This window comes from Ruminococcus gauvreauii (genome assembly GCF_025151995.1).
Classification (GTDB): Bacteria; Bacillota; Clostridia; order Lachnospirales; family Lachnospiraceae; genus Ruminococcus_G; species Ruminococcus_G gauvreauii.
Genome location: NZ_CP102290.1, coordinates 3,909,852 through 3,934,876 on the forward strand (window position 1 = coordinate 3,909,852; position 25,025 = coordinate 3,934,876).

General features: G+C 47.7%; 22 protein-coding genes and 2 tRNA genes. 11 read left to right on the forward strand and 13 right to left on the reverse strand.

Annotated elements, in window-relative coordinates:
- Positions 1 to 17: 17 nt before the first annotated feature.
- Positions 18 to 1,121 (forward strand): KamA family radical SAM protein, encoded by a 1,104-nt coding sequence (locus NQ502_RS18285; protein WP_028529851.1) that lies wholly within the window; start codon positions 18 to 20, stop codon positions 1,119 to 1,121.
- Here the strand turns inward: NQ502_RS18285 and NQ502_RS18290 are convergent.
- Positions 1,037 to 1,861 (reverse strand): ABC transporter permease, encoded by an 825-nt coding sequence (locus NQ502_RS18290; RefSeq protein ID WP_341349433.1) that lies wholly within the window; start codon positions 1,859 to 1,861, stop codon positions 1,037 to 1,039. The genes NQ502_RS18285 and NQ502_RS18290 overlap by 85 nt on opposite strands.
- Positions 1,848 to 2,618 carry an ABC transporter ATP-binding protein gene (locus tag NQ502_RS18295; RefSeq protein WP_044983540.1) on the reverse strand — a complete coding sequence of 257 codons (771 nt, stop codon included), beginning with the start codon at positions 2,616 to 2,618 and terminating at the stop codon, positions 1,848 to 1,850. The genes NQ502_RS18290 and NQ502_RS18295 overlap by 14 nt, the downstream gene beginning before the upstream one ends.
- A 99-nt stretch (positions 2,619 to 2,717) precedes the next feature.
- Here NQ502_RS18295 and NQ502_RS18300 point away from each other — a divergent pair, with 99 nt between their 5' ends.
- The 6 genes from NQ502_RS18300 to NQ502_RS18325 all read left to right on the forward strand — a co-directional run bounded on the left by NQ502_RS18300 (position 2,718) and on the right by NQ502_RS18325 (position 10,689).
- Positions 2,718 to 3,362, forward strand: coding sequence for an epoxyqueuosine reductase QueH (locus NQ502_RS18300; RefSeq protein WP_028529854.1), 645 nt, complete (start codon positions 2,718 to 2,720; stop codon positions 3,360 to 3,362).
- A gap of 71 nt (positions 3,363 to 3,433) precedes the next feature.
- Positions 3,434 to 4,819 (forward strand): argininosuccinate lyase, encoded by a 1,386-nt coding sequence (gene argH / locus NQ502_RS18305; RefSeq protein WP_028529855.1) that lies wholly within the window; start codon positions 3,434 to 3,436, stop codon positions 4,817 to 4,819.
- 16 nt (positions 4,820 to 4,835) lie between these two features.
- The gene (gene asd, locus NQ502_RS18310; protein WP_028529856.1) at positions 4,836 to 5,921 is read left to right on the forward strand and encodes an aspartate-semialdehyde dehydrogenase; all 1,086 of its coding nucleotides are present in this window, start codon (positions 4,836 to 4,838) and stop codon (positions 5,919 to 5,921) included.
- A 15-nt stretch (positions 5,922 to 5,936) separates the two neighbouring features.
- Positions 5,937 to 7,946 carry a DNA topoisomerase gene (locus NQ502_RS18315; RefSeq protein ID WP_028529857.1) on the forward strand — a complete coding sequence of 670 codons (2,010 nt, stop codon included), beginning with the start codon at positions 5,937 to 5,939 and terminating at the stop codon, positions 7,944 to 7,946.
- A complete protein-coding gene (locus NQ502_RS18320) occupies positions 7,939 to 8,607 on the forward strand; it encodes an acyltransferase (protein ID WP_028529858.1) in 669 nt (222 codons plus the stop codon). Before NQ502_RS18315 ends, NQ502_RS18320 begins: the two co-directional genes overlap by 8 nt.
- A 96-nt stretch (positions 8,608 to 8,703) precedes the next feature.
- Positions 8,704 to 10,689, forward strand: coding sequence for an FUSC family protein (locus NQ502_RS18325; RefSeq protein WP_028529859.1), 1,986 nt, complete (start codon positions 8,704 to 8,706; stop codon positions 10,687 to 10,689).
- Positions 10,690 to 10,831: 142 nt separating this feature from the next.
- Here NQ502_RS18325 and NQ502_RS18330 read toward each other — a convergent pair whose 3' ends face one another.
- From NQ502_RS18330 to NQ502_RS18340, 3 genes are all read right to left on the reverse strand, one after another.
- Positions 10,832 to 11,032 carry a cold-shock protein gene (locus NQ502_RS18330; protein ID WP_028529860.1) on the reverse strand — a complete coding sequence of 67 codons (201 nt, stop codon included), beginning with the start codon at positions 11,030 to 11,032 and terminating at the stop codon, positions 10,832 to 10,834.
- A gap of 194 nt (positions 11,033 to 11,226) precedes the next feature.
- Positions 11,227 to 12,222: an amidohydrolase family protein gene (locus NQ502_RS18335; protein WP_028529861.1), complete on the reverse strand. Its 996-nt coding sequence runs from the start codon at positions 12,220 to 12,222 to the stop codon at positions 11,227 to 11,229.
- A 25-nt stretch (positions 12,223 to 12,247) separates the two neighbouring features.
- Positions 12,248 to 13,474, reverse strand: coding sequence for a uroporphyrinogen decarboxylase family protein (locus tag NQ502_RS18340; RefSeq protein WP_028529862.1), 1,227 nt, complete (start codon positions 13,472 to 13,474; stop codon positions 12,248 to 12,250).
- 148 nt (positions 13,475 to 13,622) lie between these two features.
- Here NQ502_RS18340 and NQ502_RS18345 point away from each other — a divergent pair, with 148 nt between their 5' ends.
- On the forward strand, positions 13,623 to 15,062 hold the full coding sequence (locus NQ502_RS18345; RefSeq protein ID WP_028529863.1) for a PucR family transcriptional regulator: 1,440 nt from the start codon (positions 13,623 to 13,625) through the stop codon (positions 15,060 to 15,062).
- A 51-nt stretch (positions 15,063 to 15,113) separates the two neighbouring features.
- On the opposite strand, the gene NQ502_RS18350 is transcribed toward NQ502_RS18345, so the two are convergent.
- From NQ502_RS18350 to NQ502_RS18360, 3 genes are all read right to left on the reverse strand, one after another.
- The gene (locus NQ502_RS18350; RefSeq protein ID WP_028529864.1) at positions 15,114 to 15,302 is read right to left on the reverse strand and encodes a (2Fe-2S)-binding protein; all 189 of its coding nucleotides are present in this window, start codon (positions 15,300 to 15,302) and stop codon (positions 15,114 to 15,116) included.
- A 139-nt stretch (positions 15,303 to 15,441) separates the two neighbouring features.
- Positions 15,442 to 16,440 (reverse strand): GGGtGRT protein, encoded by a 999-nt coding sequence (locus tag NQ502_RS18355; RefSeq protein ID WP_028529865.1) that lies wholly within the window; start codon positions 16,438 to 16,440, stop codon positions 15,442 to 15,444.
- An 18-nt stretch (positions 16,441 to 16,458) separates the two neighbouring features.
- The gene (locus NQ502_RS18360; RefSeq protein ID WP_028529866.1) at positions 16,459 to 17,151 is read right to left on the reverse strand and encodes an iron-sulfur cluster assembly scaffold protein; all 693 of its coding nucleotides are present in this window, start codon (positions 17,149 to 17,151) and stop codon (positions 16,459 to 16,461) included.
- A gap of 137 nt (positions 17,152 to 17,288) precedes the next feature.
- Between NQ502_RS18360 and NQ502_RS18365 the strand changes: the two genes are divergently transcribed.
- Together NQ502_RS18365 and carB are read left to right on the forward strand one after the other, a co-directional pair.
- Complete coding sequence (locus NQ502_RS18365) at positions 17,289 to 18,032, forward strand: TraX family protein (protein WP_028529867.1); 744 nt, start codon at positions 17,289 to 17,291, stop codon at positions 18,030 to 18,032.
- 188 nt (positions 18,033 to 18,220) lie between these two features.
- Entirely contained in the window at positions 18,221 to 21,445 is a 3,225-nt protein-coding gene (gene carB, locus NQ502_RS18370; RefSeq protein WP_028529868.1) for a carbamoyl-phosphate synthase large subunit, read from the forward strand.
- Between the two features lie 184 nt (positions 21,446 to 21,629).
- Here the strand turns inward: carB and NQ502_RS18375 are convergent, their stop codons facing one another.
- A complete protein-coding gene (locus tag NQ502_RS18375; protein ID WP_028529869.1) occupies positions 21,630 to 22,130 on the reverse strand; it encodes a hypothetical protein in 501 nt (166 codons plus the stop codon).
- Between the two features lie 169 nt (positions 22,131 to 22,299).
- Here NQ502_RS18375 and NQ502_RS18380 point away from each other — a divergent pair, with 169 nt between their 5' ends.
- Positions 22,300 to 24,114, forward strand: coding sequence for an ABC-F family ATP-binding cassette domain-containing protein (locus tag NQ502_RS18380; protein ID WP_028529870.1), 1,815 nt, complete (start codon positions 22,300 to 22,302; stop codon positions 24,112 to 24,114).
- 20 nt (positions 24,115 to 24,134) lie between these two features.
- Here the strand turns inward: NQ502_RS18380 and NQ502_RS18385 are convergent, their stop codons facing one another.
- The 4 genes from NQ502_RS18385 to NQ502_RS18400 all read right to left on the reverse strand — a co-directional run bounded on the left by NQ502_RS18385 (position 24,135) and on the right by NQ502_RS18400 (position 24,880).
- A complete protein-coding gene (locus tag NQ502_RS18385; RefSeq protein ID WP_028529871.1) occupies positions 24,135 to 24,407 on the reverse strand; it encodes a GNAT family N-acetyltransferase in 273 nt (90 codons plus the stop codon).
- A gap of 89 nt (positions 24,408 to 24,496) precedes the next feature.
- A tRNA-Ala gene (locus NQ502_RS18390) sits at positions 24,497 to 24,569 on the reverse strand.
- 3 nt (positions 24,570 to 24,572) lie between these two features.
- Positions 24,573 to 24,646 (reverse strand) — tRNA-Val (locus NQ502_RS18395).
- 51 nt (positions 24,647 to 24,697) lie between these two features.
- Positions 24,698 to 24,880 (reverse strand): hypothetical protein, encoded by a 183-nt coding sequence (locus NQ502_RS18400; RefSeq protein ID WP_028529872.1) that lies wholly within the window; start codon positions 24,878 to 24,880, stop codon positions 24,698 to 24,700.
- Positions 24,881 to 25,025: the final 145 nt, after the last annotated feature.

Genomic DNA, 25,025 nt, shown 5'->3' on the forward strand with positions numbered 1-25,025 from the left:
GACAAGGAGGACTGCGCATGAAATGGAAAGAGGAGCTGAGGCATAACATTACAGAGGCGTGTGAAGTGAGGGATTTATTAAAACTTGGCGCCGCCGAAGAGGAACAGATGTGCAGGATACTGGAACGTTTTCCGATGACGATTCCCAGATACTATTATTCATTGATTGACAGGAAGCATCCTGATCAGGATCCGATTCGGAAGATGTGTATCCCGTCTGTCGGGGAAACGGATCTGTCGGGGAAGTTCGACACCAGTGGCGAGGCGGAAAATACAGTAATGCCGGGGATGCAGCACAAATACCGGGAGACGGTCATGATCCTGTCAACGAACCGCTGTGCCATGTACTGCAGGCACTGCTTCCGCAAGCGCCTGGTCGGTATATCTGAGGATGAGACAGCAGAAAATATGGAAGATATGGCAGCGTATGTACGAATGCACAAAGAGATCAGCAATGTACTGATATCGGGCGGAGATGCATTTCTGAACAGCAATGAGGTCATCCGCAGATATCTGGAAGCTTTCAGCTGTATTGAGCATCTGGATCTGATCCGGTTTGGAACGCGCACCTTGGTTACACTTCCGATGAGAGTGAGTGAGGATCCTGAGCTGGTTGAGATGCTGAAAGAATACAACCGGAAAAAGAAGATTTACGTGATGACCCATGTGAACCATCCAAAAGAACTGACGGATGAGACGAAGCGGGCTGTCAGGCTGCTGACTGATGCAGGCATCACTGTCAAAAACCAGATGGTACTGCTGAAGGGAGTCAATGACAGCAAAGAAACAGCAGGGAGACTCCTGCGGGAACTGACCGCATGCGGCATTATTCCCTATTACATATTTCAGTGCCGTCCCGTTGCCGGAGTGAAGAACCAGTTTCAGGTGCCGTTGGAGCGCGGATATGACATCGTGGAAGAGGCGAAAAATCAACAGAACGGTCAGGGAAAATGCCTGCGCTACGTGATGTCACATGTGGCGGGAAAGATAGAGATACTGGGAAACCTTCCGGACGGTCAGATGCTGTTTAAATATCATCAGGCAAAAGACGAGGGGAACCGGGGACGTATTTTTACGAAAATGCTGGACGCAGGACAGACATGGCTGGATGAGATACCGTGAACATCACAGAGTATCAGAATGCCTGCAAACCTGAATACCTGGCTGCCATAGATGATCAGGTGTCCCAGACCCTGTTTGCTGCTGATGAATTCGCCGATGATGATACCCACCAGACACAGACCGATGTTAACCTTCATTACACTCAGGATGAGTGGAATCGAAGAGGGAAGGACGACCTTTATGAGGGCGTCCTTTTTTGTGCCCCCGAACGTGTAAATCAGCTTCAGCTTTTCTTTGTCTACCTCCTGAAATCCAGTGTAGAGATTGATGATAGCGCCAAATATCGCGACCGACATGCCGGCAACGATGATGGTTGTGGGTTTTGCTCCCAGCCATACGATCAGAAGCGGTGCAAGTGCGGATTTCGGAAGGCTGTTTAAAATGACCAGGTATGGTTCCAGGATACGGGAAAGCCTGGAAGATATCCAGAGCAGCACCGCGACACCGATGGATAGCAGTGTGACAAAAAAGAAACTTACGAGTGTCTCGAACAGTGTGGTGCCGATATGAAGCAACAGCCCCTGATGAAGCGTCATATCGACGATGGTCCGAAGGACACGTGAGGGACTGCTGAAAATAAAAGAATCAATCCAGCCGAGCCGGGTACTGATTTCCCATAACGACAGGAAAATAAAAAAAATCAGAATCCGGACAAGCTGGATGACCTGTCTGTCCCTTTTTTTTGATTTCAGATAATTCTTTTGTCCGATCGACATTTCACGAAGTTCATTCATGGTCATTCAGTTCCTTCCATATCTGATTGAAATATGTTTTAAACTTCGGGGCACTGCGGGAGGTGAGAGGTGTGCGGTCAGGAAGTTCGAGATCAATGGGGATGACACATTTGATCGTCGCAGGCCGTTTAGTGAGGACGATAACGGTATCTGCCATACTGATCGCTTCCGAGATGTCATGCGTTACGAGGATTGCGGTCTTTTCCTCCTGTTTGATGATTTTGCCTATGTCATCTCCGACGTTCAGACGAGTCTGGTAATCGAGGGCGGAGAATGGTTCATCCAGCAGCAGCAGGTCAGGTTCGAGTGCCAGCGTACGTATCAGAGCAGCCCGCTGGCGCATTCCGCCGGACAGCTGCGAAGGTTTTGCGTTTTTAAAGGAGTCCAGACCGTACGTCTGCATCAGGCTTTCGATATAAACCTCTTTCTGCGGCGTGACACGTTTCTGTGTTTCAAGTCCCAGCAGAATATTGCTGTAGACGGTCCGCCACTCAAACAGATGATCTTTCTGCAGCATATATCCGATGTTCATTGGTTTCTCTGACAGGCTTGTTCCGCCGAGAAGGATTTCGCCTTCTTCCGGCCTGAGCAGTCCGCAGATCAGATTCAGGATCGTCGATTTGCCGCAGCCGCTCGGTCCGACGATTGCAAGGAAACCGCCTTTAGGAACCTGAAATGATATATGGGAAATGGCAGGGGTCTCCCCCTCCAGAGAATGGTAAGAAAGGCTGACATTTTTCAGCTCTAACAATGGTTGGTCCATGGTATTCCTCCATGATATGTTTACAATATCATATGAAGCGATTGCACGAAATGTCAGAATGAATTACAATAAAGGAAAAAGACAGGAGTTTTCCAGGGAATGAAGCAGAATTATCAAAAACAGCTGGAGGAGCTGATCAGGAATCAGGGCGAGAGCGTACCGAAACTGCTGCTGCACAGCTGCTGCGCGCCGTGCAGCAGTTATGTGCTGGAGTACCTTTCTCAGCATTTCTCCATTACGGTTTTTTATTATAATCCCAATATTTATCCGGAAGAAGAATACCGGAAGCGAGCGGCGGAACAGCGGACGTTTATCAAAAGACTGAGTGTCAGGAATTCCGTCGGATTTCTTGAAGGAGAATTCAAACCGGAGGAATTCTATAAGGCGGCTGCAGGAATGGAGGAGCTTTTGGAGCGGGGGGAACGCTGCTACCATTGTTACCGGCTGCGGCTTCTCAGGACTGCACAGACTGCCAGGGAGTTCGGATTTGAATATTTTTGCAGTACGTTATCGATCAGTCCTCTGAAAAATGCAGAGTGGCTGAATGAGATAGGCAGGGAGCTGGAGGAGGTCTGCGGGGTCAAATGGCTGCCGTCAGACTTTAAGAAGAGGGAAGGATACAAGCGGTCCATCGAACTTTCGGAGGAATACGGCCTGTACCGGCAGGATTACTGCGGCTGTATTTTCTCGAAAAAACAGCGGGAATCGGAGAAAAAGAAGAATAATACTTGCCATGGAAAGTAGAGGATGGTAAAATCAATCAAGATAAGACAGACACAGGAGACTGTGCCCGATAAAAGAAATGAGGAATGGATATGGCACAATTGTGGGGCGGACGTTTCACGAAAGAGACGGATCAGCTTGTGTATAATTTTAATGCTTCGATCGGATTCGATCAGAAGTTTTATGAGCAGGATATCAAAGGCAGCACTGCACATGTAAAGATGCTGGCGAAACAGGGAATTCTGACAGTGGCAGAACGCGACGAGATTATCGGCGGACTTGAGGGCATTCTGAAGGATGTAAAGGAAGGACGCCTTCCCGTCACCTCAGAGTATGAGGACATTCACAGTTTTGTGGAGGCGAATCTGATCGACAGGATCGGAGATGCAGGTAAGAAACTGCATACGGGCCGCAGCCGGAACGATCAGGTGGCACTGGATATGAAGCTGTATGTGCGCGACGAGATCTGTGAGCTGAAAGCATTGGTTGTGAAGATGCTTGCGACACTGAATCAGATTATGAGTGAGAATCTCGAGACCTACATGCCGGGATTCACCCACCTTCAGAAAGCACAGCCGATCACACTGGCACATCACATGGGTGCTTACTTCGAGATGTTCAGGCGTGATTACGAGAGACTGTGTGATATTTATAAGCGTATGAATTACTGTCCGCTGGGCTCCGGGGCTCTGGCGGGGACTACATATCCGCTTGACCGTGATTATACGGCACAGCTTCTCGGTTTTGCGGGACCGACCAGAAACAGTATGGATTCGGTATCCGACAGGGACTATGTGATCGAACTGCTGTCGGCGCTGTCCACGGTTATGATGCATCTGAGCAGATTTTCGGAAGAGATTATTATCTGGAATTCCAACGAATACGGGTTTGTAGAGATTGATGATGCATACAGCACGGGAAGCAGTATCATGCCGCAGAAGAAGAACCCGGATATTGCAGAACTTGTGAGGGGAAAGACAGGCAGAGTCTATGCAGCCCTGACGTCGATCCTGACAACGATGAAAGGCATTCCGCTTGCATATAATAAAGATATGCAGGAAGATAAGGAACTCACCTTTGATGCCATCGATACGGCGAAAGGATGCCTGGCTTTGTTTGAAGGCATGCTGGCGACCATGGAATTCAAAAAAGACGTCATGGAAAAGAGTGCACAGAAGGGATTTACCAATGCCACGGATGCGGCAGATTATCTCGTGGGCAGAGGTGTTCCGTTCAGAGATGCGCACGGCATTGTCGGTCAGCTTGTTCTGTTTTGCATTGAACACAGGATATCACTTGATGAGATGAAACTTGCTGATTATAAAAAGATCAGCCCGGTATTTGAAGAGGACATCTATGATGCAATCAGTCTGAAGACATGTGTGGAAAAACGTATGACGCTTGGAGCTCCGGGACCGGACGCGATGGAACAGGTGGTTGAGGCGAACAGGGCATTTTTAGATGATATTTCATGTTAGGAAGAGGAGAGAAAAGATGAGTGAAAAATTACGTGTGGGAATCTTAGGCGCAACAGGCATGGTAGGTCAGAGATTTATCTCTCTGCTGGAAAATCATCCATGGTTCGAAGTGGTGACCGTAGCAGCCAGTCCGAGAAGTGCGGGTAAAACATATGAGGAAGCGGTCGGAGGACGCTGGAAAATGACGACACCGATGCCGGAGGCAGTGAAAGATCTGGTTGTCATGAACGTTAATGAAGTAGAAAAGGTAGCGTCAGGTGTTGATTTTGTGTTTTCAGCTGTCGATATGTCAAAAGATGAGATCCGTGCCATCGAAGAAGAGTACGCAAAGACAGAGACACCGGTTGTCTCCAACAACAGCGCTCACAGATGGACGCCCGATGTACCGATGGTTGTGCCGGAGATCAATCCGGAACATTTTGACGTGATCGAGTTTCAGAAAAAGAGACTGGGAACAACACGGGGATTTGTCGCTGTAAAACCGAACTGTTCCATCCAGAGTTACGCACCAGTACTGACTGCATGGAAAGAATTCGAACCGTATGAAGTAGTAGCGACGACATATCAGGCGATTTCAGGAGCAGGAAAAACATTTAAAGACTGGCCGGAGATGGTGGAAAATATCATTCCTTACATTGGCGGAGAAGAAGAGAAGAGCGAGATGGAACCGCTTCGTCTGTGGGGCAGGATCGAGGACGGCGTGATCCGTACTGCAGAATCACCGGTGATCACCTGCCAGTGTATCCGCGTTCCTGTTTTAAACGGACATACAGCGGCAGTGTTCGTAAAATTCCGCAAAAATCCTACGAAGGAAGAACTGATCGACCGTCTGGTAAACTTCCGGGGAATCCCGCAGGAGCTGAACCTGCCGAGTGCTCCAAAGCAGTTCATCCAGTATCTGGAAGATGACAATCGTCCCCAGGTAACGATGGATGTGGACTATGAAAACGGCATGGGTATCTCAGTCGGAAGACTGCGTGAGGATAAGGTATATGATTATAAATTCGTAGGACTTTCCCACAATACGGTCCGCGGAGCAGCAGGCGGAGCGGTGCTCTGTGCCGAGACACTGAAAGCAAAGGGATATATAAAGGCGAAATAGCCGGAAAGTGACCAAATGGCAAAATCTTTATATATTGCAGAAAAACCGAGCGTCGCACAGGAGTTTGCTAAAGCCTTGAAAATCAATGCCCGGAGAAACGACGGATATCTGGAGTCGGAGGACGCCGTGGTGACGTGGTGTGTCGGTCATCTTGTCACCATGAGCTATCCGGAAGAATATGATGAGAAGTATAAAAGGTGGAGGCTTGAGACCCTCCCCTTTTTACCGTCTGAATTTAAATATGAAGTCATTCCGTCGGTGAAGAAACAGTATGATATTGTAAGCGGACTGCTGCGCAGGCCGGATATTACGACGATCTACGTCTGCACAGACTCGGGGCGGGAGGGAGAGTATATCTACCGCCTTGTCGAGATGATGGCAAATGTCAAGGATAAGGACCGCCGGCGTGTGTGGATCGATTCTCAGACGGAAGAGGAGATCTTACGCGGAATCAGGGAAGCGAAAGACCTGAAAGAATATGACAACCTTGCGGCATCCGCCTATCTGCGCGCAAAAGAAGACTATCTGATGGGAATCAATTTTTCGCGTCTGCTCTCCCTGAAATACGGGAACAGCGTCGCAAATTTTCTGGGCAGCAAATACCAGGTGATTTCCGTAGGACGGGTCATGACATGTGTGCTGGGCATGGTGGTGCGCAGGGAGCGTGAGATACGGGACTTCGTAAAAACACCGTTTTACCGCCTGATTGCCGGGCTGGAACTGGAAGGCTGTGCACTGGAAGGTGAATGGCGGGTGAACCCTGAGAGTCTCTTTTTTCAATCGCCGGCACTCTACAAAGAAAACGGATTCCGTGAGGAAAAGGATGCAAAAGCCCTGGCGGATAAACTGTCCGCTATGGATCCGCTACAGGCTGTTGTGCTGAATATTGAGAAGAAAAAGGAAAGAAAGAATCCGCCTCTTCTTTATAATCTGGCAGAGCTGCAGAATGAATGCTCCAGGCTGCTGAAAACCAGTCCGGACGAGACGCTTCGCATCGTGCAGGAATTGTATGAGCGGAAGCTGGTCACCTACCCGAGAACGGATGCCCGTGTACTCTCGAGTGCAGTGGCAAAGGTGATCGCACAGAATCTGAGGGGACTCAGGCAGTATGGAATCACTGCTGAATTCACAGATGAAGTGCTGCAAAACGGGAGTTATCAGGGGCTTGCAAAGACGCGGTATGTCAATGACAGGCAGATTACCGACCACTACGCGATCATACCCACCGGACAGGGAATCTCCGGTCTTGCGAAACTGCCGGCTGTCTCACAGAAAGTCTATGAGCTGGTGGTGAGAAGATTTCTGAGCATATTCTATCCGCCTGCCCAGTACCGGAAGCTTGCACTTACCACGGGCATCGGAAAGGAAACTTTTTTCACAAACGCCAGAGTGCTGCTGGAGCAGGGGTATTTAAAGGTAATACAGGCTTCTTTCTTAAAGAAAAAGGAAGAGGAGGATAACGGTGAAGCGTCCGGGACACCGGATCTTGCGGATATTCTGGAGAAGCTGAAGAAAAATCAGATTCTGCAGGTACGGGGATTTGAAATCAAAGAGGGCGAGACCGCGCCGCCAAAACGTTATAACTCCGGATCCATTATTCTTGCGATGGAAAATGCCGGGCAGCTGATCGAGGATGAAGAGCTGAGAGCGCAGATCAAGGGAAGCGGTATCGGAACGAGTGCGACGCGCGCTGAAATCCTGAAAAAGCTGGTTGCGAACAAATATATGGCACTCAATAAAAAAACACAGATACTCACCCCTACGATGCTGGGTGAGATGATCTTTGATGTCGTGAACAGTTCTATACGCTCTCTGCTGAACCCGGAGCTGACAGCCAGCTGGGAAAAAGGACTGACTTATGTGGCGGAGGGAAGCATCACGGAAGACGAGTATATGCAGAAACTGGAGAAATTCATCACAGACCGTACGACTGGGGTGCTCAGGCTGAATAATCAGTATCAGATGAGGAACTGCTACCAGGCGGTCTCAGAATATTATCAGAAGGGAGCAAAAAAGAATGGATAAGATTAAGATTCAGGACTTATATACACTGGAAGAGACAATGGCAAAAGAATTATTTGACGGGAAGACATATCCCTGGGAGGTTCTGGCGGATATTGGGGAGTTTACAGAAAAACTTGGCAAAACACTTTCCGAAGAAGAATATGACTGCATCGACGGGAACGTCTGGATCGCAAAGTCAGCGAAAGTGGCTCCGACAGCGTCCATCACAGGTCCTGCCATCATAGGAAAGAATACGGAAGTCCGCCCCGGGGCGTTTATCAGGGGAAAAGTGATCGTGGGAGAACATGCAGTCGTCGGAAACTCTACGGAGCTTAAAAATGTTGTTCTGTTTAACCGCGTTCAGGTGCCGCATTACAATTATGTGGGAGATTCCATTCTGGGCTACAAAGCGCATATGGGAGCGGGATCCATCACTTCCAATGTGAAGTCCGATAAAAAACTTGTCGTGGTAAAAGGGGAAGAGGTCCGCATCGAGACGGGACTTAAGAAGTTCGGCGCCATGCTCGGTGATGAAGTGGAAGTGGGATGCAATTCCGTGCTGAATCCCGGTACGGTTGTAGGTGCGCATACCAATATCTATCCGCTCTCCTCTGTGAGAGGCGTTGTGCCGGAGAACAGTATCTTTAAAGCTCCGGGATGTATTGTGACAAAGGAAGATTGATAAAGCATACCGTCTCCCTGGATTTGGAAAACAAGAAAGAAGATGACAGTCCTGCTTACAGGAGGTATAATAGGATCCAAAGGGGACGATTGGCTTATGAGAAATATGTTAAAGTCGGGGTTGGCAAGGTCACGCGCAAAGTTTGCGGAGGCATTGCCAATCATTGCTTTTTTTATGTTTTTATTCTATACGATTGTTTTGTTTTTCGGAATATCTTACGCAATTCTTGTATCTGTGGTGACCATTCTATTCAAGGTCAACTATCGAAAGCATCTCACCATGAGGCAGCTTCTGACTCTTATCGGGACTCAGTTTCTGATGGCAATGCTTGCTTTTTTAGCCTCGCAGGGACTGATACTCTGTGTTCTCTTTAATCTGGCAGTTCCGTTTTTACTTGTTTATCTTCAGGCTTCACAGTTTAATCAGTTGGGATATTTCGCAAATGCCATGTGCTTTACGTTTCTGCAGCTGCGGCCGGTGGTGGGCTGGCAGGGACTGGCGATACAGATGGGTGCTCTGGCTTACGGTCTGCTGGTGCTTACGGCTGCACTGCTATTATGTTCTCCCGGAAACAAAAAGGGGAATTCTTTTGACTCTGCGCAAAAAGGGCTGATTCTTTTGGCAAAAGCGGTACGAAAAAGGATCGGTTCAGAGCAGGACGGGACCGACAATGAGACGGATGAGATATTTCTTATCCTGCACGGGCTCTATAACGAGGCATACAAAAGCCGTGGATTGACTTATATGGTCAGACCGCAGGGGAAGATTCAGTATATGTTTGCGCTCCTGTTCCAGCGGGCAGCATATTTCCTTACAAGCCCTTACCAGGCCAAAATGCTGAAGGATGATCGATGTGAGGAACTGTTGTCTCAGCTGGCTCAATATATGGAAGATGCCGGAACGGGCGGGCTTCGGCAGGAGACTTTGATAGAGAGGGGAAATGACTTTCTCTCCAGAACTGGGGATATGGATGAGGCCCCATATGTGTTTGCCCAGAATTTTCTGAGGCTTTTTCTGATTATATTGGAAAGTATCTCCAGTGCTGACGAACAGAAAGCGCATCCATCCCGAAAGCGTCCGGCTTACCGCCGAGCCATAAAGAAAATATTCGGCCGGATGAAAACAGATACGTTTGAGACACGGTTTGCGCTTCGCCTGAGCGCAGTGCTAACCGTGGGTTTTGTTTACAGTATGGTCAGTCAGGCTAATCATGGTTACTGGTTTGCTCTGATTTCATTTCTGCTGCTGAGACCCATGTATGAGGACAGCGTTACCAGGATGAAAGCGAGATTTATCGGTACCGCAGCAGGGTGCATGCTCATACAGATACTGATACCTCTGTTTCCAGGGACGGCGTGGCATTTTCTGTTGGCTACAGTTATGGCGGCGGGACTTTATATGGAGGCGGCAGGTACCTGGCAGCAGGCACTGTTCTCCACTTGCTTTGCACTGACACTTACTACAATGGCACTGCCTCAGACACTTGCCGCTGAACTGAGGATTCTTTATGTTGCCGCTGCAAGTATACTGGTGCTGGTGGTGAATCGATTCTTCTTCCGGACGAGTTTCAAGGGTCAGTTCCGATATAATCTGCAGCAGCTGTTTCATATGCATCATGTTTATCTGCAAATGCTGGAAGACAGTCTGAATGCGCCCCTGGATTACGAGGTGATCAGTGATGCACAGATTTATTATCATATGCTCCATGGGCAGATACTGGAATATTTGACAAAAACCGGGAGCGAGAACGCTGATTTTATCAGAGAACTGCTCGAAATATCCTGGTTTATGGTCTCAGAGGCTGAACAGATGTTGTTTTTGATCAATAACAGAAGGACGAATGAGCTTGATGCCGAGCAGATGAAAGATTACCTGACGTTTACAGCATGCATCATCACTGATATCCAGAAAATGCTCCATATGAAAACGGATCATGCGGATGTAATCTTTGAACTGCACATTTATAAACGCTCCGTGAAGGGAGAACCGCGGCTGTCCAAACTGATGGAGGGGTATTCGAAACAGGTCTCCAGGATGTACAGCTGCGTTTGCAAGTCATTCAGGCGTGAGGACCATGCCTGACATTAGATTAAGCCAGTAAAGCATATACAATACACTTCACTGGCTTTGCTGTAATAATTTAACATTGCTCTGGCTACTTAAATATACAGAAATTCTCAATACCTGTTTGCAGACATTAAGTATGAGAGGAATGCTTTGATTACTATGCGATCTGTACGTTTGCGGCCTGTAATCCGCGGTTACCTTCAACGGTATCAAAAGTAACTGACTGTCCTTCGTCTAACGATTTGAATCCGTCGCTCTGGATTGCTGAAAAATGTACGAATACATCAGCCATGCCTTCTCCTGTGATAAATCCAAACCCTTTTTCCGCATTAAACCATTTTACTGTACCTTTATTCATGAAAGATACCTCCTGTTTTTTTATTGTATTTTTTCGGCATATAAAAAATCGCATATCACTGTAGATCATTAACAGAATAATGATCTACAGTGATATGCGAAATCAAAAGTCTTTAAAACACTTTTATTACTATATCACATGTGCATGATGAAGTCAAGAAAAAATAAAAGTAAATTATATGATTTAGGCTGCTGTCACAATCCCAAAAGATTTTCTGCGTTCCCATATGCAATTTTTTGTTTCTCTGCATCGCTGACAGGAGCATTCTCCAAAAATGAACGGGCGTCCTCATTACCTACGAGAGGAAAATCAACCGAATGGATGATCCTGTCTGCGCCCAGTACCTGTATCATAAACTGGAGCTGGGGATAGGTGAAAATACCGCTGGGTGTGACGTAGACATGTTGTGCGTAAGTTTCTGTGATGGTGCGCGACAATCCGGTAACCTCACGGGGAAGTGCCTGATCCAGCCGGGAGAGGAAAAACGGAACCAGCTCGCCCCAGTGGCCTGAGATAATCTGCAGTTTGGGATAACGCTCGAAAACACCTCCGAGAATCATGCGGATGACCTGAACCCCGGCCTCATTGTGCCAGCCCCAGCTGAAGATGGACAGCCGGGCACTTACCTCGGGATCGAGCCTCGCATAATATGCATCCTGTACAGCTGGAACCGGACAACCAGGGTGCACGTAAATGGGAATACCGAATTTTTCTGCGGTTTCCAATATGGGTGAAAATTTCGCATCGTCCAGAAAAACAGCTTCACGGGAAGGACGTCCGGGCAACAGGACACCTTTCATTTTGAGTTTATTTACCGCACGCTCAAGTTCCGCGGCTGCAGCATCGGGATCTGTCCATGGAAGTGCTGCAAATGCTGCAAAACGGTTGGAATGTCTTGCGACAGCCGCCGCCATCCTGTCGTTCACATCCCGGGTCAGGGGAATCGCTTCCTCTGGTGTGAGCATTCCAGACTGGGCCGGACAGGACAGTACCTGCATGTCGATCCCGTTTTTGTTCATATCGGAAATTCGCAGTTCGTCCATATCCGCATACAGATTAAAATCCGGATAGTACGGGAGGTTTTTTCCCAGAGTGAGGCTGTAGTACGGTGCATCTTCCATAATATATTTCCTGGCGCTGCCATCCAGAGCGGGATCTGTAATATGTTCTTCTATTGTAATGATTCTCATACGTTACCTCCAGAATTTTACTGCACTATGCAAGGTATGCATAGCCCGATTGTTTCAGCCAGTCGTAAGTGTACCCCTCGTTATTGTCTGCGATCTTACGGCGTAGGAAGTCTTCAAAAGTAAGAAACTCCGGTTCGGTATACGGTGTGTTTTCATCAGCACCGGGGGCACCGTATATTTCCACAGTATTGATTGCCGCCTGTACATTTTCCAACGGCACGTTCGGTGCAATATTGTTGAAGAAGAAGACACAGGGAGTGGGACCATTCTTGCCGGCCAGTACATAATGCCGTACCCTGTCGATGACCTCATCTACGGTACCAAACTGGAGTACTTTCGCATCGACACCGGTCTGCAGCGGAAGCAGACACTCGGTAGCACGGGCTCTGGCGTATTCGGGCGTCAGCACGGCGGCATCAGGGTCACTGCAGAAGAAGCGCCCATTTGCGAAGATGACAAATTCCTCAAATTTCCTGCGGTCATCTTCAGAGAGCAGCGAACTCCCGAAGAATGCAGTATCAAGAAGCGGCATGCCAGGCATATCCAGCTTTTCCATCAGCCGCTCAAGATATGGGCGGATGAATGTATCGACTATGGATACGGTAACCATCGGTATGGTGGCAAAGGCATCCACCAGTGCGACCTCGGTCATCCCTGGAATGACACTGCTCAGCTCTTTGTACATGGGAACATGGAAATCATCCACGATGCGTCTCAGCAGTTCGTGTACAAAGTCCGGATTGGTGACGGTGTCAACGATCAGGTTATCCAGTCCATACAGATTACCTGCAAGTGTCCAGGGTGCAGAGAATATCGGGAAGGTGTCAACTCCCGTGTATTGTTTGAATATTCTGGAGTATTCGATGAGATATGGGAAACGACCGCTTTTAAGTCCGGTGTACTTTATCTTGTCCAGATCTTCATTTCCCTGGATAAAGTAGGTATCGCGGTCAAAATCAGGACAGTGGTTTTTGTAGAAATTTATCTTCGCACCCATCGCTTCAGCTTCAAAATTGTACACATCCATGTTTGCAGTCAGAAGATCGAGCCGCAGATATTCCCAGATCAGCAGAGTGCATTCTGCCATGGCGCGGGGATCATCACGGAACAAAAGGTCATAGGGCACTTTACACATCTCGGGGATGTACTCAGTGACCAGGGCTGTGTTCAGTACGTTTGCGTTTGGCCAATTGGCTAAATTGGCGAAGTTACCCATTCGTTTAGCCAGAAAACTCATTCTTGTTGTCTCCATGCTTATACCTCCTTAAAGCTTGATATCTGATTCCAAGTATAGACCGAACATTCCTTTGCGTCTACGTGCCGGAAGCTTAATCTTGTCAGGATATTTGAGTTGAAGTGTTGTGCCTGGAGCACTATAATGGTCTCAAGGGGGTGGGAACATGAAACTGAGCATGTGGATGATAGCCGAGAGGCTGCAGAAATACAATCCCAAATATGATATCAAGAATGGGGAGGCACGGATTACAGGTGTTCGTTTTTTCTCCGGAGAGGAGATGGCATTTACAGAACAGTATGTCTACCTCGGAATGGATGCCGGGATTACCAGCCACGCTCATGCGGAGGAAGAAGTGGTGCTTATCAATGGCGGGGATATTATTCTTCTTCAGAGCACAAATATGAACAATATACTCAATGACCTGCTGGCGGTTTTTGACTATTACAACACATGGGAGTCCTCTCTGTGGGCAGAATCGGCATATAAGTCATTCCAGCGCCTCCTTGATATGAGCGATTCTGTGCTTGGCAATCCTATGATGATCTCGGATGCAGACGGTAATATCCTGGCGATGAGCAGCCTGTACCGTGATGAAGATATTAATGAGTACTGGGTTGAGGCGCGGAATACGAATCATGTTCCAACGGCTGTGCTCGGCTCACCCATGCGCAGTCCGGGAGGATCGCTTGTACGCTCCTGGACAAATGAAGCAGCCCAATATGTGATGCCTGATGGCACGAACACCATAGGTGCAGTTTTGATATCTGAGGGAGAGAACGTAGCCGCCTTTAGTCTATGGGCATACAGAAAACCGATTAACCCGGGGAATGTCTGGCTTGTTAAAGTTCTTTGCTCCGTCATAACATCGATGATCGGAAAGAAAGAACAGAGTGCCGGACTTCGCTCCAGTTCCGCGATTATCTCTGATCTGCTGGACGGCACGGAGATCGATGTAGAGCTGATACGTAAGCTTGAGCTTAAGTGTTCAAGTCCGTGGCAGCTCATCGTCATAGATAATCCGTACCGCAGCGATACATTTTATACGCGCGGCATTGTCAGCAGGCTGCGGGAACATACGACGCCCAGTGTACCGCTCATTTACAGAGACCGCGCAGTGGCTCTTGTTTCTGCCGAAGACGCGCAGCCGCTTCTGAAATCAATTCTGGGAGGCAATGAAAAACAGTACTATCTAGCAGGTCTTTCCATGCCATTTGATGATCTCGCTAATATTACGGTGAGGTATGAGCAGACATTATTTGCTCTCGAACGCGCTGAAGGCAATCCGGGCATATACTTAAGCGAGGACTGTGCTTTTGAGTATCTGCTGTCGCTGACAGGGGATAAAAACAAGAGACAGATGCTGACTCACCCGGCCCTTGCCAAGCTCAGGAGATATGATATTGAGAACGGCGGTGATTTCTATCACACATTGTATCAGTATCTTTTGAACGAACGCAGCATTCTGCTGGGATCACAGGCCCTGCATATCCATCGCAACTCTTTTATGTACAGGATCCAGAGGATAAAAGCACTTTTAGGTATTGATCTGGATGATCCGATGATCAGAAACTATTTACTTTTATCGTACATGCTGGATCATTAATGAAGACATGTCAGGTGAAGGTTGTAAGGCACCAAAAAGGGTGCTGTAGTGTCACTTGCCGCGCTCTTCGATAAAGAAATCAACAAGCCGCTGAACATCATCAACACAGGCGCCGCAGACGGTACCGGCGCCTGTTTCCTCCTGAACCTCTTCCAGGGTAGTTGCACCTGAATCAACCGCATCCTTGATCATGCCATTTGTAACGCTCATACAGTTACATACAATTTTATCTAAATTCATAACATACCATCCTTTCATGGATATGGTACACAGATTTAAGAAAAATATTCGGAATGGAGGCAATCTCCTGTAAAATAAAAAACACTATGATAGATGATCACAAACTGGATATCCATCATAGTGTTTGATTCATGTTATTTTATTTGGATGCTTCCTCGATCGCCACTGCTACAGCCACAGTCATTCCGACCATCGGATTATTTCCTGCGCCGATCAGACCCATCATCTCCACATGAGCAGGAACGGAAGAGGAGCCTGCGAACTGTGCGTCAGAGTGCATACGTCCCATAGTATCTGTCATACCGTAGGAAGCAGGGCCCGCTGCCATGTTGTCCGGATGAAGTGTACGTCCCGTCCCGCCGCCTGAAGCTACGGAGAAGTATTTTTTACCCTGTTCAACACATTCTTTTTTGTAAGTCCCTGCAACCGGATGCTGGAAACGTGTCGGGTTCGTTGAGTTTCCTGTGATCGATACGTCAACGCCTTCCTTGTGCATGATCGCAACGCCTTCCGTCACGTCGTTTGCACCGTAGCAGTTAACCTTTGCGCGAAGTCCTTCGGAATATGATTTTCTGAAAATCTCTTTTACTTCGCCTGTGTAATAGTCCATTTCAGTCTCTACATATGTAAATCCGTTGATACGCGCGATGATCTGTGCGGCATCTTTTCCAAGACCGTTTAAGATGACACGAAGAGGCTCTTTACGAACTTTGTTTGCCTTCTCAGCGATACCGATCGCGCCTTCTGCAGCTGCAAATGATTCGTGTCCTGCAAGAAAAGCAAAGCATTTTGTGTCTTCTTCCAGAAGCATCTTGCCAAGATTACCATGACCGAGACCTACTTTACGCTGGTCTGCAACAGAACCCGGGATACAGAATGCCTGAAGGCCTTCTCCGATAGCAGCGGCAGCATCTGCAGCTTTTGTGCAGCCTTTTTTGAGTGCGATGGCAGCACCTGTGATATAAGCCCAGCATGCGTTCTCGAAACAGATCGGCTGAATACTTTTCACCTGATCGTAAACATTCAGTCCGGCATCTTTGGTGATCTTTTCCGCTTCTTCCAGCGAAGAAATTCCGTAACTGTTCAGTACTTCGTTAATTTTATCAATTCTTCTTTCATATGATTCAAATAAAGCCATTATTTTTTCCTCCTCGTCTTACTCTGCTCTGGGATCGATAATTTTCACTGCGTCATCTACACGGCCATACTGACCTTTTGCTTTTTCCCATGCAGTTGTAGGATCATCACCTTTTTTGATGAAGTCTGTCATTTTACCAAGGCTTACAAACTGATAACCAATGATCTCATCGTCTTCATTCAGTGCAATCCCTGTCACGTATCCCTCAGCCATCTCCAGATAACGAGGACCTTTTTTCAGAGTTCCATACATGGTACCAACCTGAGAGCGGAGACCCTTTCCAAGGTCTTCCAGTCCTGCACCTACCGGCAGTCCGTCTTCAGAAAATGCACTCTGGGTACGGCCGTAAACGATCTGTAAGAACAGTTCACGCATGGCGGTGTTGATCGCATCGCATACGAGGTCAGTGTTGAGTGCTTCGAGGAGTGTTCTTCCCGGAAGGATCTCGGATGCCATGGCAGCTGAGTGCGTCATGCCGGAACATCCGATTGTTTCCACCAGAGCTTCCTGGATGATGCCTTCTTTTACATTTAATGTTAATTTACAGGCGCCCTGCTGAGGAGCACACCAGCCAACACCGTGTGTTAAGCCGGAAATATCTTTAATCTCTTTGGATTTTACCCATTTTGCTTCTTCCGGAATTGGAGCAGCACCGTGGTTCACACCCTGTGCAACCGGACACATCATTTCTACTTCATGTGAATAAATCATTGTAAGACTCCTTTCAACTATATAAAATCTTTTTATGCTATTCTCTCATAAACTGACAAATTAGTCCAGTAAAAATCTTTATAATGTTTTCTATCCGGGTAAAGTTATGGTAAAATATTCTGCGGGAGGATTTTCATATGACAATGGTTCAAGATTCTGATACAACAGGATATCGCAGGCTGACGGGAAGCTCTTTGAAAATGCTGGCGATGATACTGATGCTGATCGATCATACAGGGCAGGCAATTTTGTACATGGTTTATCTGCTTCCCAATGCACCTATTATAATAGGAACTCCGCTTCATAACGTCTATCTCGTATACAGGGCCATGAGGTTCGTGGGGAGAAGTGCATTTCCTGTTTTTTGCTTCTTGCTGGTTCAGGGCTTCCTTCACACTTCAAACAGAAGAAAATATGTGTTCCGGCTCGGCGTTTTCGCCTTGCTTTCTGAACTTCCGTTTGATCTTGCACTGTTTGGAACGGCAGTGGACTGGGGCCACCAGAATGTGTTTTTTACGCTGCTGATCGGACTTGTGGTGCTATGTCTGATGGAGAAGTTTGAGACGAATCCCTATGCACAGATTGCAGCGATAGCTGTTGGTATGGGTCTTGCCTGGCTGTTAAAGTCGGATTACAGTTATCACGGAGTTTTACTGATCGCGATTTTGTATTTTTTCCGATATTACCCGGTGCTTATGACAGCTGCAGGCTGTATCAGTCTGCTTTGGGAAGCGCCTGCCTGCCTGGCATTTATTCCGATCAATCTCTACAATAAGCAGCGCGGAAGCAACATGAAATACTTCTTTTATTTTTTCTATCCGGTGCATCTGCTGCTGCTGGCGGCTATCCGCAGCCTGCTCATCTTATCTGGGGCCGGCTGATGTTGTGAAAGCGCACTGCGGCGGCGAAAAATACGCCGCCACACCGCCTGGGCACAGGCAATATTTACATTCTGCGGCGGGCTTTATCAAATAAAAATGAAAAAACATGATATTTCCCGTAGACAAACACCTCATATTTTTTTAAAATAGAGGTTAGGGAAATAACAACTACAAAGGAAATAGGTGGAATAATGAAAAGAAGCGATATTCATAAGGTGTTGATCATTGGTTCTGGTCCGATTATTATCGGCCAGGCATGTGAGTTTGATTACTCAGGGACACAGGCATGTAAGGCATTAAGACAACTGGGATATGAAATTGTATTGGTTAATTCCAATCCGGCGACGATCATGACAGATCCGGAAACGGCAGATGTCACATATATCGAACCACTGAATGTGGAACGGCTGACACAGATCATAGAAAAAGAGAGACCGGATGCACTGCTTCCGAATCTGGGCGGGCAGTCTGGTCTGAATCTTTGTTCGGAACTTGCCAAGGCAGGGGTGCTGGATAAATTCAATGTTAAGGTTATCGGTGTTCAGGTCGATGCAATTGAACGGGGCGAAGACAGAATAGAATTTAAAAAGACAATGGACAGCCTTGGGATTGAAATGGCACGCAGCGAGGTTGCCTATTCTGTAGAGGAAGCACTTTCCATCGCGGACAGACTCGGTTATCCGGTAGTCCTGAGACCTGCTTATACGATGGGCGGAGCAGGCGGAGGCCTGGTCTATAACGTTGACGAACTGAAGACCGTGTGTTCGAGAGGGCTTCAGGCAAGCCTTGTCGGTCAGGTTCTGGTAGAAGAATCCATACTGGGCTGGGAGGAGCTGGAGCTGGAAGTCGTGCGTGATGCCAAGAACAACATGATCACGGTCTGCTTTATTGAAAATATCGATCCTCTCGGTGTGCATACCGGAGATTCCTTCTGTTCGGCGCCGATGCTGACGATTTCTGAAGAAGTTCAGAAACGTCTTCAGGAACAGGCGTACAAAATCGTTGAGGCGATCGAAGTGATCGGCGGTACGAATGTTCAATTTGCCCATGACCCTGTTTCGGACCGCATTATCGTAATTGAGATCAACCCGAGAACATCCCGGTCTTCAGCGCTGGCATCCAAAGCGACCGGGTTTCCGATCGCACTCGTATCCGCCATGCTGGCCTGCGGCCTGACACTGGATGAGATTCCTTGCGGGAAATACGGCACACTCGATCAGTATGTTCCCGGAGGAGACTACGTTGTCATCAAATTTGCGCGCTGGGCGTTTGAAAAATTCAAAGGTGCGGAAGATAAGCTTGGTACACAGATGCGCGCAGTCGGTGAGGTTATGAGTATCGGCAAAACCTATAAAGAAGCGTTCCAGAAAGCGATCCGCAGTCTTGAGACCGGTCGTTATGGTCTGGGCGGGGCAAAGGATTTTGCGTCCCGTTCTAAAGAAGAACTGCTGAAAATGCTTGCGAACGCGAGCAGCGAGCGCCATTTCATCATGTATGAAGCTCTGAGAAAAGGCGCCACTGTCGATGAAATTTATGACCTGACGAAAGTAAAACATTACTTTATCAGACAGATGCAGGAGCTGGTGGAAGAGGAAGAGGCACTCGTAAAGCTGAAGGGAGAGCTTCCCGATATCAAGACGTTGCGCCAGGCAAAGCTGGATGGGTTCTCGGACCGCTATCTGAGCGGTATTCTGGAAGTTTCCGAAGAAGAATTGAGAAATGCCAGGAAGGAAGCCGGAATCGTAGAGGCATGGGAAGGAGTCCACGTCAGCGGTACGAAAGACGCGGCATACTATTATTCCAGCTATCATATAACAGATGACAGTTCTGTGAATACCGACAAACCCAAGATCATGATTCTGGGAGGCGGACCGAACAGGATCGGCCAGGGTATTGAATTTGATTACTGCTGCGTTCATGCGGCGATCGCACTCAAGGAACTGGGATTTGAGACGATTATCGTCAACTGTAATCCGGAGACGGTTTCCACTGACTATGATACTTCTGATAAACTGTATTTCGAACCGCTGACACTGGAAGATGTGCTGAGCATCCATGAGAAGGAAAAGCCTGTGGGTGTCATCGCACAGTTTGGAGGACAGACGCCTCTGAACCTTGCGGAAGATCTGAAAAGGGCCGGTGTCAATATTCTGGGTACAACACCAGAGACGATCAATATGGCGGAAGACCGTGATCTGTTCCGTGCGATGATGGATAAGCTTGAGATCCCCATGCCGGAAGCGGGCATGGCTGTCAATACGGAAGAGGCAGTGACGATCGCAAACAGGATCGGTTATCCGGTTATGGTTCGCCCTTCTTTCGTGCTCGGCGGACGCGGGATGGAAGTCGTCCATGATGAAGAAGATCTGAGATACTATATGCAGGCTGCAGTCGGCGTGACGCCGGACCGCCCGATTCTGATCGACCGTTTCCTGCACCATGCGACGGAGTGTGAGGCAGACGCAATCAGTGACGGAACGAATGTATTTGTACCCGCCGTTATGGAGCACATCGAGCTTGCGGGGGTACATTCCGGGGATTCCGCATGTATTCTGCCCTCGAAGCATCTGACAGAAGAGCAGATTGCAACGATCAAAGATTATACCAGAAAGATTGCAAAAGAGATGAATGTTGTCGGACTGATGAATATGCAGTACGCGATCGAGGACGGGGTGGTCTATGTGCTGGAGGCGAATCCAAGAGCATCCAGAACCGTTCCGCTGGTATCCAAGGTATGCAATATTAAGATGGTAAAACTGGCGACTGATATCATGACTGCTCATTTGACTGGCAGGAAGTCTCCGGTCCCGGAACTGCGAGAGAAACAGTTCTCTCATTACGGAGTCAAGGAGGCGGTATTCCCGTTCAATATGTTCCAGGAAGTAGACCCGGTACTTGGACCGGAAATGCGTTCAACCGGCGAAGTTCTCGGCATTGCCGGTAACTTTGGGGAGGCATTTTACAAGGCGGAGGAAGCGACGAAGACGAAGCTTCCGCTCGGCGGAACCGTTCTGATCAGTGTCAGCGACAGGGATAAGCCGGAGCTTGTGGAGGTTGCGAAAGGATTCCATGAATGTGGATTTGAGATAGTTGCCACGGGAAGAACGTGTGAGATGATCAAGCAGGCGGGAATGCCTGTTCGCAAGATTGCAAAAATCAACGAAGGCCGCCCGAACATCCTGGATGACATGGCGAACGGAAAAATCACGATGGTGATTAACACACCGGTCGGAAAGAAAGGCGCGGTTGATGACAGCTATATTCGTAAATCTGCCATCAAAAACAGAATTCCGTATATGACAACGATGGCTGCTGCAAAGGCTACGGTGGAAGGCATCCGTGCTGCGAAGAGCGGCACTGCGTTCGGCGTAAAATCCCTGCAGGAATTCCACAGCAGTATTAAAGAAAACTAAAACATAAACAAAAAAAAGATCGCACCGGCCAATTGGACGGTGCGGTTTTGCTGTGACAGTTTTTTTCATCTTATATGCGGTGTTCGTTTTTGCATCAGCCGGATCAGGTATAATAACAGCAATATGACCCAGGAAAATCCCTCCGCATATGCGATGACCATATTGTGAAAGAATGCGGCAAGTTTCAGTCAACGGGCTTTTCTTTCACGTGAGTTCGTATACTTTGATGGAACTGGAACCGTATACGGCCAAAAATCTTATAGTACGGGGGCGTATCTTCGCGGTAGCTGAAAACTCTCCATTCAATATAATCCAGGCAGGGAATCGCTAGCGCTGATATCACACACCATGCGAGGAAAAAAAAGAAATTCACCTGACCGTCGGCACTGGACAGCCAGAGTCCGCGGTAATCCCAGATGTGGTAATCCATATTGACAAGCCTGCCGCAGACCCATTCAGACATAGTGCAGCAGGTTCCGCTCATCAGAACCTGAAGCGTGTAGTCGAGTTCATAGGAAAACAGATTGTTCAGTCCGGTCAAAAACACGGTGCCGCAGAATCCTGCCAGAAAGAACATGGTGTGATCCGAACGCTGACGAAAGAGCAATTCGATCCCTACGTATATGAGGCCGCAGAAAACAAACAGAGATGTGTACTTCATGAGGAGTATCTGGATTTGTCTCATCACTAAAAACCTCCGATCATTCACATGAGAATCAAATTTAGTATCTTACCGGCCAGTAAAATCTATACGCTGTCGTTGACGTTTTACAGAAAATCCCTTATGATATGAAATGATATAATGCCAGGGTCAAAAGGGCATACAGAGCATTTGAAAAGAAACGAGGGAAATTATGAACATTTTAAATATAGAGCATATCAGTAAAGTATTTGGAGATAAAAAAATTTTTGATGATATCTCCTGCGGGATTCATGAGGGAGATAAAATCGGGATTATCGGTATCAACGGAACCGGAAAGACAACGCTGCTGAGGATGATCGCGGGAGAAGAGGAGCCGGATGAGGGACAGGTGATCACGCAGAAGGGTTTGCGCATCGCGTATCTGCCTCAGAATCCGGAATATCCAGAAGGCGGTACGGTTCTTTCCTATGTTACGGATGGGATACCGGAGACGGACTGGACAGCCAGGAGTGACGCGAAGAGCGCTTTAAATAAGCTGGGGATCACCGACCACGATGAACCGCTTTGCCATCTCTCAGGAGGTCAGAAAAAGAAAGCCGCACTTGCAAAAACGCTGATCGCGGCATTTGACGTACTTCTTCTGGATGAGCCGACGAACCATCTTGATAACGAGATGCTGAACTGGCTGGAAGAGTATCTGAATAAATACCGGGGGGTCATCGTTATGGTCACACATGACCGGTATTTTCTGGACAGGGTGACCAACAAGATTCTGGAGATCGATCATGGCCAGCTATATGGCTACGATGCCAACTATTCAAAGTTTCTGGAGATGAAAGCTCAGCGGGAAGAGATGGAAGCGGCATCTGAACGAAAGAGAAAGAGTGTCCTGCGTATGGAGCTGGAGTGGGCGAGGCGGGGATGCCGTGCGAGAAGCACAAAACAAAAAGCCAGGCTGGAGAGGCTGGACGCGCTGAAAAACGGCGGTGCCGCATCATATGATCAGACAATAGAAGTGGATGCAGTGGAAACCAGAATGGGTAAAAAAACTGTGGAGCTGCATCATATCAGCAAGAACTACGGTGACAAAAAACTGATTGAAGATTTTAATTATATTGTACTTAAGAATCAGCGTCTTGGCATTATCGGTCCGAACGGCTGCGGGAAATCTACGCTTTTGAAGATTATCGCGGGACTGGAGCAGCCGGATTCGGGTGAGGTAATATTGGGTGAAACGATCAGAATCGGTTATTTTGCCCAGGAAGTACCGGATATGGACACGAATCAGAGGGTCATCGATTATATTAAGGATGTGGCCGAATATATCCCGACAAGGGATGGAAGAATCACCGCATCCCAGATGCTGGAACGTTTTTTGTTTACGCCGGATATGCAGTATGCGCCCGTGTCGAAGCTGTCGGGCGGAGAGAAAAAGAGACTGTATCTGCTGAAAGTGATTTTTACCGGTGCAAATGTATACCTGTTTGACGAGCTGAGCAATGACATTGATATCCCGACGCTGACGATACTTGAGGATTTCCTGACCACCTTTCCGGGAATCATCATCACGGTATCGCATGACCGGTACTTTCTGGACAATGTAGCGGACCGGATATTTGAGTTTGACGGCAATGGACATCTTCAGCAGTACGAAGGCGGATACACGGACTATCTCGAGACTAAAAAAATAAGGGAATGTGAGGGACAGGAGTCCGGAAAAACTGAGAGTAGCGGAAATTCCGAAAAGAAAAAAGCACAGGGGAAAGACTGGAAGAAAAATGCCCCTGTAAAACTTAAGTTTACTTACAAAGAACAGAAGGAATTTGAGTCGATTGATGATGATATTGCTGTTCTTGAGGCGAAGATTGAAAAACTGGATGACGATATGATGGCAAATGCAACGAATTCGCTGAGGCTGTCGGAGCTGACCGCTGAAAAAGAAAAGACAGAGGCCGAGCTGGAAGAAAAGATGGAGCGCTGGGTCTATCTGGATGACCTGGCAGAACGCATCGAGGCGCAGAAGTAGCGCCCCGCTGCCCGTGAAGACTATCGGATCAGATGTTCGTATTCCGGATGTTCACCGAACCATTTCACCGCGTACGAGCAGGTTAAAACCGCCTTCTTGTTTTGATCCTGCAGAAATTTTGCTGTCTCATTCATTAGTTTGCCGGCTACGCCCTGACCTCTCAGTGAATGATCAACAAAGGTATGATTGATATTCACGGTATCATCACTTATAGAAGGAAAGGTAACTTCCGCGAGTGTGTTATCCCTGTCATCCGGTAAGTAGATTCTGTTTTTATCATAATTAAAATTCATGTTATAGTCTCCTGTCTTAAATTGTAGTATCAATAGTGAACAAAAGCGATAAATCCAACGCATTACACCGGATCTATCGCTTTTTTGAATGGAGCATACGGGGCTCGAACCCGTGACCTCAACACTGCCAGTGTTGCGCGCTCCCAGCTGCGCTAATGCCCCATATGGAAGCAATGGGGCTCGAACCCATGACCTCTCGCGTGTCAGGCGAACGCTCATCCCAGCTGAGCTATGCTTCCATATGAGAACATTGTATCAGATAAAGTACCTTCTGCGCAACAAAAAAATTTTCAGTAAATGTCATGAATGGACATAACATAACTGTGCATATCCTGCCGGGAGGATATCTCACGTGCTCCGTCAATGACCGAGTTCTGTTTTTCCTGGGGCAGCCCGGAAAAATGACTCATGATTTCGGGATGTAATGCGAGCTCCATGGTAAAACCGATCGGCAGTTCCTCGTTATCAAGCATAGATGTTGCCTCCTTTCCCAATGGTTGTTTTTATGTAGTATGCGGCTATTTTTATGAATTATACAGCGATATCTTAAGCGGTAGCGGACGCAGGAAGTGAAAAGTGTGGTATAATGACTGCACAGAGTGCAGTCCACAGCAACAT

Bases quoted from the DNA above. Each gene is read 5' to 3' on its own strand.
- NQ502_RS18285 (WP_028529851.1), top strand. From the start codon at position 18: ATGAAATGGAAAGAGGAGCTGAGGCATAACATTACAGAGGCGTGTGAA.
- NQ502_RS18290 (WP_341349433.1), bottom strand. From the start codon at position 1,861: ATGACCATGAATGAACTTCGTGAAATGTCGATCGGACAAAAGAATTAT.
- NQ502_RS18295 (WP_044983540.1), bottom strand. From the start codon at position 2,618: ATGGACCAACCATTGTTAGAGCTGAAAAATGTCAGCCTTTCTTACCAT.
- NQ502_RS18300 (WP_028529854.1), top strand. From the start codon at position 2,718: ATGAAGCAGAATTATCAAAAACAGCTGGAGGAGCTGATCAGGAATCAG.
- argH (WP_028529855.1), top strand. From the start codon at position 3,434: ATGGCACAATTGTGGGGCGGACGTTTCACGAAAGAGACGGATCAGCTT.
- asd (WP_028529856.1), top strand. From the start codon at position 4,836: ATGAGTGAAAAATTACGTGTGGGAATCTTAGGCGCAACAGGCATGGTA.
- NQ502_RS18315 (WP_028529857.1), top strand. From the start codon at position 5,937: ATGGCAAAATCTTTATATATTGCAGAAAAACCGAGCGTCGCACAGGAG.
- NQ502_RS18320 (WP_028529858.1), top strand. From the start codon at position 7,939: ATGGATAAGATTAAGATTCAGGACTTATATACACTGGAAGAGACAATG.
- NQ502_RS18325 (WP_028529859.1), top strand. From the start codon at position 8,704: ATGAGAAATATGTTAAAGTCGGGGTTGGCAAGGTCACGCGCAAAGTTT.
- NQ502_RS18330 (WP_028529860.1), bottom strand. From the start codon at position 11,032: ATGAATAAAGGTACAGTAAAATGGTTTAATGCGGAAAAAGGGTTTGGA.
- NQ502_RS18335 (WP_028529861.1), bottom strand. From the start codon at position 12,222: ATGAGAATCATTACAATAGAAGAACATATTACAGATCCCGCTCTGGAT.
- NQ502_RS18340 (WP_028529862.1), bottom strand. From the start codon at position 13,474: ATGGAGACAACAAGAATGAGTTTTCTGGCTAAACGAATGGGTAACTTC.
- NQ502_RS18345 (WP_028529863.1), top strand. From the start codon at position 13,623: ATGAAACTGAGCATGTGGATGATAGCCGAGAGGCTGCAGAAATACAAT.
- NQ502_RS18350 (WP_028529864.1), bottom strand. From the start codon at position 15,302: ATGAATTTAGATAAAATTGTATGTAACTGTATGAGCGTTACAAATGGC.
- NQ502_RS18355 (WP_028529865.1), bottom strand. From the start codon at position 16,440: ATGGCTTTATTTGAATCATATGAAAGAAGAATTGATAAAATTAACGAA.
- NQ502_RS18360 (WP_028529866.1), bottom strand. From the start codon at position 17,151: ATGATTTATTCACATGAAGTAGAAATGATGTGTCCGGTTGCACAGGGT.
- NQ502_RS18365 (WP_028529867.1), top strand. From the start codon at position 17,289: ATGACAATGGTTCAAGATTCTGATACAACAGGATATCGCAGGCTGACG.
- NQ502_RS18375 (WP_028529869.1), bottom strand. From the start codon at position 22,130: ATGAGACAAATCCAGATACTCCTCATGAAGTACACATCTCTGTTTGTT.
- NQ502_RS18380 (WP_028529870.1), top strand. From the start codon at position 22,300: ATGAACATTTTAAATATAGAGCATATCAGTAAAGTATTTGGAGATAAA.
- NQ502_RS18385 (WP_028529871.1), bottom strand. From the start codon at position 24,407: ATGAATTTTAATTATGATAAAAACAGAATCTACTTACCGGATGACAGG.
- NQ502_RS18400 (WP_028529872.1), bottom strand. From the start codon at position 24,880: ATGCTTGATAACGAGGAACTGCCGATCGGTTTTACCATGGAGCTCGCA.